Genomic DNA, 11014 nt, shown 5'->3' with positions numbered 1-11014 from the left:
ACCGAAACTATCCAAACTGAAACATGATCGCAGGCAGATGATCAGCCGGGCCCGAGCTGTCCGGGAATTACTGAAACGGCTGTCCGGGAATTAGCATAATCGCTGTCCGGTATTTCTGAAATCCGCAACAGGCCCGACGGTTTGCGGAGGGAACTGGTCAGTTGGCCAAAACAGACCGTGTAGATGCTGCAATGTTGGCCAAAATGGGGGCGCTGTTGGAGTTGAAGGCGGACCTGCCAAAAAGTGCAATACTTCATGATCTTAAGCAGTTGACGACGGCCCGCCAAGCTTTGATCAAGGATCGAACCGCGGCAAAAGCACGGCTGGCCACAGCGACACACAGTCTGCTGAGACAGCAGATCAAACGACGCCTTAAGCAGATCGACAGTGATCTTGCCCAAGTTGCTGCAACGATTGATGCCATTATTGCAGCAGACAAAGACCTTGCAGCACGCGCCGAAATTCTCACGAGCATTCCGGGCATTGCTAAGGTTACAGCCTGTGCAATCCTGACGGATATGCCTGAACTCGGTGAACTGAGCGGCAAGCAGGCGGCGAAGCTGGCGGGCCTTGCACCGATGTCGAGGCAATCGGGAAAGTGGCAAGGCAAGGAACGCATCCAAGGCGGACGAGCCAGCGTCCGGCGGGCAATCTATCTACCTGCCGTCGTGGCAACACGCTTCAACCCAGACATGAAGTTAGAATATGAGCAGCTGATATCAACTGGGAAATGTAAGAAACTGGCTATCACAGCCGTCATGCGAAAGCTGATTGTCACCGCAAATGCCCTTCTGCGGGATCAACGGAAATGGACCCAAAACCCGACTTGACCAATACGGATACTCGGGCATTGCTGCGCAATACCCTGACGGGCAATGGACGCCCTCTTCACGATCCTCTGCGGCTGGGGCCACAACATCCGCACGATCCTGAGGCACCTGAAGGCGTTTCTGTTCCATTTCGTCTGGCTGATCGTCCTTGGCCAACGGTTCAAGCAGATCGTCCAGGACCGCCGGAGAATGGAAACCGCTGCCTGAAAGCGTTGTTCAAGACGAACTCTGATATCCTGAGCGCCAATGAGGTGGTCCGCTTTCTGAATTCGCCCTGCCTATCGACAGGTGTTGCTTAGATCTGGCTGGCTGCAAAGCCCTTACCGATGATCGGCCCGGTTGGTCGCCCAGTGGGTGAGCCGCCCAAAGGTTCCAGCGTCACCTCGTAGAGTTGCTGGGCGCCCGGATCTGGTAGGTCCGAAAAATGAAGCTCGGTTGCCGCAGCTCTGTCCAGAGTTCCTAAAGAGGTCGCACCCATCTCGGGCGACGGCAGCGTCCAGACTTGCAGCGTCCGGTCCGGGGGAACTGCGATATCTGCGACGAAGCGCACATTCGCCGTGTCATTCCCGTAATCGTCAATAACGGCCTGCGGCACGCCATTGGCATCGACAAGCACGGCTACAACGGTCGGTGTTGGTGCTTGCCGCAGTCCTGCACCGCTGAATCCAACAACCGCCCCGACCAGTGATGCGGCAATGAGACGGGGCACCCAGTTTTTCGGCGCATTGGGCCGATTTGCGGCATTCGGGGGCGCAACGGGCGAACCCTGATCCTGGGTCGGCAGCGACCCACGGACGCGGGCGGGGAAATCAGATGGCAGCGGGGCCGGTGTGGCGGACAGATCCAACGGCAGCATACGGTCACGCAAACTGCCGATCTGACGCGCCAGCGCCGGATCGTGGGTCAACAGAGCATCGAACAGCATATCCTCGGAAGGAGACAGCAGGCCCAGAACATATTCGTCAGCCAAGGCGTTGATCGTTTGTGCATCGTCGGTCATGACAAACACTCCTTCAATGCAAGCAGACCCCGGCGGATCAGCGATTTGATGGTGCCAAGCGGCACGTCCTGTCGGGTCGAGATCTCGGCGTGGCTGAAGCCGGCAACATGGGCCAGCAGGATGGCATGACGGCTTTGCCCGTCGAGCCCGTGCAGGCAGTCGCGCAGGCGGCTTTGTCCGGCCAGGATTTCCCATCCTTCGGTCGGCACGACCTGCTGGCGGTGTTCCTGCAGCGTTGCGAGGTCCGTTGGAGACAGCACGCTTAAGCGTTTTGAATCGCGCAGAATGTTCAGGCAGCGGTTGCGAAGGATCGCGTAAACCCAGCCCCGGGCAGACCCGGTCTGCGCGTCGAACTGCGCGGCCTTGCGCCAGACCTGCACCATCGCATCCTGCAATGCCTCTTCGGCCAGATCGTGCCGCCCGAGCAACCGTCGCGCGACACCCAGCAACTGGCCGCCCTCACTGTCGAGAATAGCATCGATGCCCGTCTGCCGCCCCGCCGCACAGTCCACAAGCGCGTGGCGCAACCGGTCAGCCCTGACCGCAGCAGTGTCTTGTTCCCTCAAGGCACGATCCTTTCGCATCTCCGGCGCTGCGCACGGCCACCACGTAAGCGTCGTGGTGGCGCAGCCTGATCCGTCATACCTTGTATCATTCTCCTGCGTTTCAAAAGGAAGACACGGCCCTGACCGGCATGGATGCAAAACTTATTTCATTTCTCTGCATCCGATATTTGGTCACGCGTGTCTTCGGGACATGGACGGCGATGAACGCCGTCCTCTTGCAGACCCTGACAAAGGAAAACCCCATGTTTCGTATTGCAGCTTTCTCGACCACAGCCCTGACCCTGTCCCTGTCGGCCGCTTTGGCCGCCCCTGCCGTCGGCCTTGTCGGCGACAAGACGCTCGTGATGTTCGACACCGAAACCCTGGCCGTCAGCGGCATGATGGATGTGAACGGCATCGACAGCCTGCTGGGCATGGACCTGCGCCCTTCCAACAACACGCTTGTCGGCGTGACGCCCGACATGATCATCGTCAACATTGATCCTGCCACCGGTGAAGCAACCGAAATGGCAACAATGGACACGGCCTTGCCGCTGGCCGACCAGCCGGTGATCGTCGATTTCAACCCGATGGCCGACAAGCTGCGCTTCATGACCGGCACGACGAACCACCGCGTCGATGTGGACACCGGAGCAGTGACCGTGGATGGCAGCCTTGATTGGGAGGCAGGCGACATGCACGTCGGCGAAACCCCGGCCATCAGCGCCGCCGCCTACATCAACAGCTTTGGCAAGCCAGAGAGCACCGCAATGTTCGATATCGACAGCACCATCGTTGCGGTGATCCAGCAGGTTTCGCCGAACGACGGCACACTGGGCGCGATCGGTAAACTGGGGATCGACGCACCAGAGGCCAATTATGCGTTCGACATCCAGACCACCGATGCAATGGAAAACACCGGCTGGCTGGTCAACGGCGCGACGCTTTATTCTGTAGACCTAGAAACAGGTGCCGCGACCGCGGTCGGCATGATCGAAGGCGTTGATGGCATGATCCGCGACATCACGATCCTGCCCGCAATGTAAGAACCTACGGGTCAATCAAGGTGCGGCGCGGCTTTCTGAAAGTCGCGCCGTTCCGCCTGCAACCGTTGGCCCTTGGAACCGCGCTGCTTCGAATAGGTTGGCCACCAATAGGAAACACAACCAAAGCGAGGCTATCCATGGACCATTCCAAGCATACCCCCCTGCGCCCAGACGAGCTGGCTTCTCCGACCGTTGACGGCGCGAACGTTTACGGCCCCGATGACAGCCATATCGGTGACGTATCCCATTTTCATGGAGCCGGCCAGAATGCACAGGTTGTCGTTGATGTTGGCGGGTTCCTCGGCCTTGGTGCCAGACCAGTGGCGCTGAATGTGTCGAGCCTTAACTTCATGCGCGACGAAAACGGCAAGGTCCACGCAACGACCGCCATGACAAAGGATGAGCTGGAGAACTTGCCCGAACACGAGCATTAGGTTTCAGCAAATTCACAGATCGAAAGGGCCGCTACATAGATATGTGACGGCGGGGTCATCAAGTTTTCGGCGATCATCGCAGCGAAAGTCGGGCTCTTGGCTCGTCTTGCGAGCAATGGGCCACTCCCGCATTAGCGGGTTAGTTCAATCCCTCGATTCAGATTTTCCTCGAAACGCTTTAGGTTTTGCTGGATCGCCTGTTCGGGGATCCCGCTTTGGGGGGAGGAGACAGCGAGTGCGCGCGCTGCGCGCGGTCAACCCAAGACCGGCTTCCCTCTTTTCAACTGGCAAGCATAAGGGCACCTCTAAAAATTGCCCTGACCTTGGCGCTGCTTTATGATTGAGGCGATGGATCGGCACAGGGGATGCAGCCATGGCGCAGATGGGTTTTTTCGATCTTTCCGACCGCTATGCGAGCTTGGATGCCAAGAAGGACCCGCTGGTCGCGATCGACGCCGTGGTGCCATGGGAGGAATTCCGGCCAACGCTTGAGGGGGTTTGGCGCAAGCCGGATTTAGAGCGTGTTGCGTTCAATCGGCTTCATACCCTGCAGCCTTGAAGAAATTGTAGCATTCCTCCTCGGTGAAGAGGTTGCAGACATGGCCGACGGCCTGCCACAGCTGATCGTATGTGCGGGCAGCGGCTCGTCGGATCAGGGTTTTGAGCTTTGCGAACGCCATCTCGATAGGGTTCAAGTCTGGGCTATAGGGTGGAAGGAACAGGAACCATGCGCCTACAGCTTTCAGGGCCGCCGCTGCAGTCGGGCTTTTGTGTGATGACAGGTTATCCAGGACGATCACGTCGCCGCTCTGCAAGGTCGATGCCAGCTGTGTCTTGACGTAGAGATCGAACAGCTCGCCGTTCATAGCGCCATCAATGACCCAGGGGGCATCCAGCCGGTCGTGGCGCAAGGCGGCGATGAATGTCTGGGTTTTCCAGTGGCCGAAAGGCGCATGGTCAATCAGGCGCGCACCTTTTGGTGACCAGCCAGTGGTCTTGACCATGTTCGTCTTCAGTGAGGTTTCGTCGATGAAATCTATTCTCGGCAATAGGTTATGCATGAAAGGCTGACGCCGTGTGATCCAGATATGGCGAGCCTGCCGAACATCAGGCCGCTTCTGTTCGGCGGCCTGGAGGTCTTTTTTTATGCGTCAGGCCGAGGCTGCGCAGGACGCGCCAGACCGAGACGCGGTGGACTTTGACACCATGACCATCCGCCACCTCCAACACCAGATCATCCAGGGTCAAATCCGGCTTTGCCAACATCCGCGCTTCGATCCAGCCCCGAAGACTGGCCAGCTTACCATGCCCGCCACCATTGCCTTGCGTGCGCGGCATCAGACTACCTGCTTCACGCTTCAGGATCACCATGTCGTTGACGAACTTCACCGAAACCCGAAAGTGCGCCGCCGCTGCACGGTGGGAATGCCCTTCCTCCACAAAAGCGACAACGCGCTCTCGAAGAGCCATAGGATGTGGTCTGCCCATTTCATACCCCCATATCTGCTATGCAAACAGGGAATCACAGATCAAGTCACTTGGGTATCCTGAATCGGATAAGTCGCAACACGCTCTAGAAAATCAGAAAACAGAAGCCAAGATTGGCGTCCGGGTTCTCAACCGGATGACCGGACTTGGCCACCCACGTTTTGAACGGACCGCCTGAATTCCGTCGCGGGGAAGGCGCGTTCCGAATCTAAGTTGATCTGTGCAACACGGCCCCGCCACGTGCGTCCCCCCGCAAGTTGCCGATGCCTATATTGTCCACGTGCGGGATTTTCAGCTATGTGCAGTAGGGTTGGAACAGCGGGATGCTTTCATATTTGACATTGCTCCAGGGTCACTGCAACATATTCCCCCTCAGCGCCACTAAACCACGTCTCAACCATGTTCGCATTGTGTTAAGCGGAACATCGAGCTGATACGACAGTTCCTTATAACTCTTTCCTTGGAGATATACTCCGATGATCGCCGCCCGGCGATTGGTGTCCAACTTGTTCAGATGACAAACTATTCTTCTCGATTCCTCGGCGGCAATTGCTGATTGCTCAGGAGAGGGTCCGGGCGACACGATAAGCTCGCTGAAGTCAGCAATATCGCGATCCGATTTACGCATACGCAGTTGATCGATTGCCGCGTTGCGAGCAATAGTCATGATCCAAGTCATTGGAGAATAACCGATCACTTTATATCTGTCGGCATTGTTCCAGATCTTGATGTAGGTCTCTTGGAGGGCGTCTTCTGCGGCTTCGTGTTCGTTTAACACACGCAAGCACACGCCAAATGCCGCTCTCGACGTCGCGTCGTAGAGGCGAGAGAACGCGACTTGACTACCTAAAGCGACTTCGGCAATTAGCTCATCAATAATTTTGTTTTTTTCATCGATTTTCGTGAACCTTTAAAGTGCGGAAGCCGTTTCCTCATGCATCAATTAATGACAAGCCAGTATCCTTGATCCCTGAAAAAACAAAATTACCTATTCTTATGTCAGATTACCACAAGTAATTTTTGGAACGGAGATTTAGCAACGAGAAGAACCGTATTCGTTTGGTGGCATTTCTATTAGCAGTTCCGAAGGTATCTCATTTAGGCGATGGATTGGTTTTTCACACTAAGGTGGAACTGCCTGTCATGGAAGTTCTCGTCCGAGAGAAACACACCAGAAGAAGTCCGGCATCATTACTGAAAGTTCGATGCCGGACTGCTTTACACGATCAAGACCAGTGTCTGTGAAGGTTAGCTGTCCGACTTCATGGCATCTATCGCCATCATGTCATCGTTACCTTCACATGCGGCGGCTGTCTTCATCGCCCCCTCTTCGTTCATCGCCATCTTTTCCTCGTCCATCTTCATTTTGTCCTCTTTGGACATGTCGGCTTCCTTCGCCATCTTATCTTCTTCCGTCTTCATCTTCTCTTCTTCAGACATTTCTGAGTTTTCAGCATCCATCGCTGCCATGTGCATGTCGTCGACGGCCTTCATTTTGCTCTCATCATCCATTGCGGTGAATTCGGCGCAGGTCATCTTGGATGTGTCCATCTCGTGTGCAGCGGCTAAAGCAAAGCCCGGCATCGAAACGACAATTGCGGCGCTGGCAAGCATGTGTGTAAGTTTCATGATTTTTCCCTGTCTTTGTTAAATTATTTTAAGAGAGATGTATCCAGCTCTCCATGTTAAAAATGCCTCCGCGCCAGAAAGAGTTTCATGTGATACGATCACTTTCTAGTGACAGTGCCGCAGGCCGTATAGATCCATGCGAGAAACTACCGATACTGGTAAAAAAAAATCGACCTGCCGGATGTTGTGTTTGGTCAGGCTAAGCCTTCCCAACCCGCTGTTACTGAGGTTAAACGCAGTGGCTTTGGTCAGAGGTGAGGGGGGTTCAGGTCCTCAGGGTGTTGTCACCTTAACTTCGTGAGCGCCGCTTGATAAGAAGTGCGTTCGCGCTGAATTCAGCACCGACTTTCTGCGAGCGCAACACGGTGTTTTTCAACAGAATCGGCTCCAAACCGGACATTTTCTGCGCCAGCACAAACCGCTCAAAAACGAGGCAGACTGTGTGAAAACTTTTAGCTCCTGAAAATGCAGGCGATGATCGCGGGTTTTGCCTGATTAGGATTCCTCCGCGCGTGCAAAAAATGGTATCCTTTTGCATGACACACATCCGAGGAATATCCCGCTCACAGACGCTTCTTTTGCCTGCATGCGTGGACGATTATGTTGGGCCAGATAACGTGGTTCGGTTCATTGAAGCCTTCGTCGAGAGCCTTGATCTTGCGACGGCGGGCTTTGACCGAACCCTCGCCAAGGCCACCGGCAGACCGGGATATAATCCAGGCGACCTGCTGAAGATTTACATTTATGGCTATCTAAACCGGGTTCGCTCAAGTCGCCGCCTGGAAGCAGAAACGCACCGCAATCTGGAAGTGATCTGGTTGATGCGGCAGTTGCAGCCGGACTTCAAAACCATCGCTGACTTCCGACGAGAGAACAAGACTGCCTTTCGGCAGATGTTCCGTGAGTTTGTGGTTCTTTGCCGCAGCCTTGATCTGTTTGGCCGTGAGTTGATTGCAGTCGATGGAACGCGGCTAAAGGGTGTAAAGAGCGGCCAGCGCAACTTCACCACGGGTAAGTTGGCCAAAGCCATGGCTGAGAGTGACGAGCGGCTAAATCGCTATCTCAAACAATTGGATGAAGCGGACAAAGACGACACCACTCCCACGACGCGCGTGGACAATCTGGATGAGACGATCGCTGCCATCAAAGAACGGCGCGCACGTCTTGATGAGCATAGTGCCGAACTGGAAGCGAGCGGCGAGGATCAAATATCCCTGACCGACCCGGATGCCCGTGCGATGCATTCATCAAGCCGTATTGGGGTTGGTTATAATGTTCAGATCGCCGTTGATACAAAGCACAAACTCATTGCAGAACAGCAGGTTCATAACAAAGTCAGCGACTTAGGTTTGCTGACTGAGACAGCCAATGCTTCGCGGGAAAATCTTGGCGTTGATCAGAGGTGGTCCTGCTTTTTCGACCAGCTTTCTGCCGCGATAAGCTATAGCATTGGTTTCATGTCAGGCGGCAGCTTTCAGGTTTGGGTCTTGAGTATCATAGGCCTCTGCCGGGGTCAGCAGGCCATGCGATGAGTACGGACGTTTTTCATTGTAATAGCTGATCCAGGCGCCGATCCCGCCTCGCGCCTCTGAACCGGTCTCGAAGGCGTTCAGGTAGACGCACTCGGGCTTTGTCAGCTTGTTCTATCGCCACGGGACAAACACCGTCGTCACCATCATGCGGTCATTTCAGCAGCATAGTTGTTCCACAGGCTGAACGCATTAGTCCGGGAGTGGCGATAGGATATTGCTGAGAGGCGATAGCGTTTCGAACGGAACAAGGTTGCGGTCTGATCATGAACGGCAAGAAATCGCTGCGCTTGGCGCGAAGATTTGAAGCGGCCCATGATCTTTTCTCATCGTCTTGTGAGTCGATCCGACGCTTCTGACCGGTTGTTCAACCCCTTATGCGAGCGGTGTTCGACGCTTGGGCAAAGGTCACGGACGGCGACGCCATAGCTGCGCAGCTTGTCGGTCACGATGACCCGCGGCGCGCCCCACCGCCGCACCAGTTTTCGAAGAAATCGCTTGGCAGCATGGGCATTCCTGCGACCTTGGACCAGGATCTCCAGCACGTCGCCGTTCGCGTCGACCGCCCGCCAAAGCCAGTGCTTCTGGCCTCGGATTGAGATCACGACCTCGTCGAGGTACCATTTGTCGATCGGGGCCGGACGGTCGCGACGGATACTTGCGGCGACTTGCGCTCCGAACCGTTGGCACCAAACGCGGATGCTTTCGTAGGAGACGATCACATCTCGCTCGGCCAGGAGATCCTCGACATCGCGCAGGCTCAGCGCAAAGCGGTGATACGCCCAGACGGCGTAAGAGATGACGGAACGGCGGAAGCGAAAGCCCTTCAGGCGAGGCTGTGAAACTTTGCTGATCATGACCGAGGGCTAGGCGCGCAGCCAGGGCGCGTCATTAACCTGACAAAGCCGGCGAGGGTGCTCCTTTTGTCGTGCGACTCCGGTTTGTCCCGGACCGCGATCGTCAGGCCGCAAACCAGGTCAGTCGTACTGGTTTTTCGACCAACTTTCTGCCGCGATAAGCTATAGGGCACCTCTAAAAATTGCCCTGACCTTGGCGCTGCTTTATGATTGAGGCGATGGATCGGCACAGGGGATGCAGCCATGGCGCAGATGGGTTTTTTCGATCTTTCCGACCGCTATGCGAGCTTGGATGCCAAGAAGGACCCGCTGGTCGCGATCGACGCCGTGGTGCCATGGGAGGAATTCCGGCCAACGCTTGAGGGGGTTTGGCGCAAGCCGGATTCAGAGCGTAAATCGCGCGCGGGGCGCAAGCCGATCGACGCGATCGTGATGTTCAAGGCGCTGGTTCTGAGCGCGCTCTACAACCTGTCGGACGATCAGATTGAATATCAGGTGCGCGACCGGCTGTCGTTCATGAGGTTCCTGGGCCTCGGACTGGAGGACCGTGTGCCGGACGCCAAGACGGTCTGGCTCTACCGCGAGGCGCTGGCTCAGGCGGGCATGGTGGAGGCGCTGTTCAAGCAATTCGACGGCCATCTGGCGCGGCAGGGCTACATCGCGCGGGGCGGACAGATCCTGGATGCGTCCATCGTGCCGGTGCCGAAGAACCGCAACACCCGCGAGGAAAACAAGACCATCAAGAGCGGCGAGGTGCCCGAGGACTGGGAAAACAAGCCCGCGATGCGCTCACAGAAAGACTTGGACACGCGCTGGACGAAAAAGCATGGCAAGAGCCATTACGGTTACAAGAACCATGTGAATGTGGACCGCAAGCACAAGCTGGTGCGGCGCTATGACGTCACTGACGCAGCGGTGCATGACTGTCAGGCGGTGGATCACCTGCTGATGCGGGGCAACACCGGCGCGGGCGTCTGGGCGGATTCAGCCTATAGGTCCGAGGAGATGGAGGCGAAGCTGCGAGCGCGCAAGCTGACCAGTCACATACACCGCAAGGGCAAGCGGGGCAAGCCGCTGACCGAACCGGCCAAGGGCAGCAACCGAACCAAATCCACGGTGCGGGTCCGGGTCGAACATGTCTTCGGCGCGCAGACCAACGACATGGGCGGCACGCTGGTGCGCACGATCGCATGGTGCGGGCCAAGGCGAAGATCGGGATGAAAAATCTTGCCTATAACATGCGCCGCCTCGTCCAGTTGCGCCGCCTCGTCCAGTTGCGCCGCCTCGTCCAGTTGCGCCGCATCAACCCGTGCCCGGCATGAAAACCGGGCAAACCAGCGAGCAGATCAGGCCGAAAGGCCGTAAAAACCAGGCGTGAAAGGCGCCGCGCCGTGACCGTCCCGGGGCGCCAGGCACCAACCGACTGCCTCCCTCCCGCTTCAAGCCACACGCACTGCTGCGCGGCTACGAAAATGGTCAAAAATCGAGGTGCCCATAAGGTCGAAGCGTTTGCCAGATCATGAAATCCTCTTCTGGGCAGCAAACCTATGCCGCAGCCAATTTGGGATTTCCTTTTTGAATCGATCCACATCACCCCGCCACGAGGCCGCATCTTCCAGCAGTTTCCGGGCGTTTTTGTCGTTCTTGCCAAGCTTG

Annotated in this window: 11 protein-coding genes and 5 pseudogenes; 7 read left to right on the top strand and 9 right to left on the bottom strand. The window is 56.5% G+C overall.

Annotation, left to right across the window (positions count from 1 at the left end; genetic code table 11):
* Positions 1-131: 131 nt before the first annotated feature.
* Positions 132-830: pseudogene (locus FQ320_RS24570) on the top strand (transposase); the annotation flags it as partial.
* Between the two features lie 45 nt (positions 831-875).
* Positions 876-1037 carry a hypothetical protein gene (locus FQ320_RS25955; protein ID WP_187394076.1) on the top strand — a complete coding sequence of 54 codons (162 nt, stop codon included), beginning with the start codon at positions 876-878 and terminating at the stop codon, positions 1035-1037.
* Between the two features lie 88 nt (positions 1038-1125).
* Here FQ320_RS25955 and FQ320_RS24565 read toward each other — a convergent pair whose 3' ends face one another.
* Together FQ320_RS24565 and FQ320_RS24560 are read right to left on the bottom strand one after the other, a co-directional pair.
* Positions 1126-1830, bottom strand: coding sequence for an anti-sigma factor domain-containing protein (locus FQ320_RS24565; protein ID WP_148475901.1), 705 nt, complete (start codon positions 1828-1830; stop codon positions 1126-1128).
* Positions 1827-2396, bottom strand: a complete 570-nt coding sequence (locus FQ320_RS24560; protein ID WP_255509719.1) for a sigma-70 family RNA polymerase sigma factor — start codon at positions 2394-2396, stop codon at positions 1827-1829. The genes FQ320_RS24565 and FQ320_RS24560 overlap by 4 nt, the downstream gene beginning before the upstream one ends.
* A gap of 242 nt (positions 2397-2638) precedes the next feature.
* Here FQ320_RS24560 and FQ320_RS24555 point away from each other — a divergent pair, with 242 nt between their 5' ends.
* The 3 genes and pseudogenes from FQ320_RS24555 to FQ320_RS24545 all read left to right on the top strand — a co-directional run.
* Positions 2639-3421 carry a DUF4394 domain-containing protein gene (locus FQ320_RS24555; protein ID WP_148475899.1) on the top strand — a complete coding sequence of 261 codons (783 nt, stop codon included), beginning with the start codon at positions 2639-2641 and terminating at the stop codon, positions 3419-3421.
* A gap of 137 nt (positions 3422-3558) precedes the next feature.
* The gene (locus FQ320_RS24550) at positions 3559-3855 is read left to right on the top strand and encodes a PRC-barrel domain containing protein (RefSeq protein ID WP_148475898.1); all 297 of its coding nucleotides are present in this window, start codon (positions 3559-3561) and stop codon (positions 3853-3855) included.
* A gap of 373 nt (positions 3856-4228) precedes the next feature.
* Positions 4229-4378, top strand: a pseudogene (locus tag FQ320_RS24545) (IS5/IS1182 family transposase); the annotation flags it as partial.
* 7 nt (positions 4379-4385) lie between these two features.
* Here the strand turns inward: FQ320_RS24545 and FQ320_RS26200 are convergent.
* The 5 genes from FQ320_RS26200 to FQ320_RS25950 all read right to left on the bottom strand — a co-directional run bounded on the left by FQ320_RS26200 (position 4386) and on the right by FQ320_RS25950 (position 7510).
* Positions 4386-4916: an IS630 family transposase gene (locus FQ320_RS26200; RefSeq protein WP_222861720.1), complete on the bottom strand. Its 531-nt coding sequence runs from the start codon at positions 4914-4916 to the stop codon at positions 4386-4388.
* Between the two features lie 46 nt (positions 4917-4962).
* Complete coding sequence (locus FQ320_RS26195; RefSeq protein ID WP_222861719.1) at positions 4963-5343, bottom strand: hypothetical protein; 381 nt, start codon at positions 5341-5343, stop codon at positions 4963-4965.
* A 352-nt stretch (positions 5344-5695) separates the two neighbouring features.
* On the bottom strand, positions 5696-6208 hold the full coding sequence (locus tag FQ320_RS24530) for a sigma-70 family RNA polymerase sigma factor (protein WP_255509720.1): 513 nt from the start codon (positions 6206-6208) through the stop codon (positions 5696-5698).
* Between the two features lie 383 nt (positions 6209-6591).
* Positions 6592-6972, bottom strand: a complete 381-nt coding sequence (locus tag FQ320_RS24525) for an HdeA/HdeB family chaperone (RefSeq protein ID WP_148475895.1) — start codon at positions 6970-6972, stop codon at positions 6592-6594.
* A 289-nt stretch (positions 6973-7261) separates the two neighbouring features.
* Complete coding sequence (locus tag FQ320_RS25950; RefSeq protein WP_187394075.1) at positions 7262-7510, bottom strand: hypothetical protein; 249 nt, start codon at positions 7508-7510, stop codon at positions 7262-7264.
* Here FQ320_RS25950 and FQ320_RS24520 point away from each other — a divergent pair.
* Positions 7509-8504, top strand: a complete 996-nt coding sequence (locus FQ320_RS24520; RefSeq protein ID WP_187394074.1) for a transposase — start codon at positions 7509-7511, stop codon at positions 8502-8504. The genes FQ320_RS25950 and FQ320_RS24520 overlap by 2 nt on opposite strands.
* Here the strand turns inward: FQ320_RS24520 and FQ320_RS24515 are convergent.
* Together FQ320_RS24515 and FQ320_RS24510 are read right to left on the bottom strand one after the other, a co-directional pair.
* Positions 8433-8603 (bottom strand): annotated as a pseudogene (locus tag FQ320_RS24515) (integrase core domain-containing protein); the annotation flags it as partial. The gene FQ320_RS24520 and the pseudogene FQ320_RS24515 sit on opposite strands and share 72 nt — an antisense overlap.
* Before the next feature lie 44 nt (positions 8604-8647).
* Positions 8648-9358 (bottom strand): annotated as a pseudogene (locus FQ320_RS24510) (IS6 family transposase).
* A 243-nt stretch (positions 9359-9601) separates the two neighbouring features.
* Here FQ320_RS24510 and FQ320_RS24505 point away from each other — a divergent pair.
* A pseudogene (locus FQ320_RS24505) lies at positions 9602-10680 on the top strand (IS5 family transposase).
* Positions 10681-11014: the final 334 nt, after the last annotated feature.

This window comes from Oceaniovalibus sp. ACAM 378, assembly GCF_008085915.1.
In the GTDB taxonomy this organism is placed as follows: Bacteria; Pseudomonadota; Alphaproteobacteria; order Rhodobacterales; family Rhodobacteraceae; genus Oceaniglobus.
The sequence above is the reverse complement of the archived record's forward strand: the minus strand, read 5'-3'. Positions and strand labels throughout refer to the sequence as shown.

What these genes read in the sequence shown, in the direction of transcription:
- FQ320_RS25955 (WP_187394076.1), top strand. Translation starts at nt 876, where the DNA reads ATGGACGCCCTCTTCACGATCCTCTGCGGCTGGGGCCACAACATCCGC.
- FQ320_RS24550 (WP_148475898.1), top strand. Translation starts at nt 3,559, where the DNA reads ATGGACCATTCCAAGCATACCCCCCTGCGCCCAGACGAGCTGGCTTCT.
- FQ320_RS24555 (WP_148475899.1), top strand. Translation starts at nt 2,639, where the DNA reads ATGTTTCGTATTGCAGCTTTCTCGACCACAGCCCTGACCCTGTCCCTG.
- FQ320_RS25950 (WP_187394075.1), bottom strand. Translation starts at nt 7,510, where the DNA reads ATGCAAAAGGATACCATTTTTTGCACGCGCGGAGGAATCCTAATCAGG.
- FQ320_RS24520 (WP_187394074.1), top strand. Translation starts at nt 7,509, where the DNA reads ATGACACACATCCGAGGAATATCCCGCTCACAGACGCTTCTTTTGCCT.
- FQ320_RS24565 (WP_148475901.1), bottom strand. Translation starts at nt 1,830, where the DNA reads ATGACCGACGATGCACAAACGATCAACGCCTTGGCTGACGAATATGTT.
- FQ320_RS26195 (WP_222861719.1), bottom strand. Translation starts at nt 5,343, where the DNA reads ATGGGCAGACCACATCCTATGGCTCTTCGAGAGCGCGTTGTCGCTTTT.
- FQ320_RS24525 (WP_148475895.1), bottom strand. Translation starts at nt 6,972, where the DNA reads ATGAAACTTACACACATGCTTGCCAGCGCCGCAATTGTCGTTTCGATG.
- FQ320_RS26200 (WP_222861720.1), bottom strand. Translation starts at nt 4,916, where the DNA reads ATGCATAACCTATTGCCGAGAATAGATTTCATCGACGAAACCTCACTG.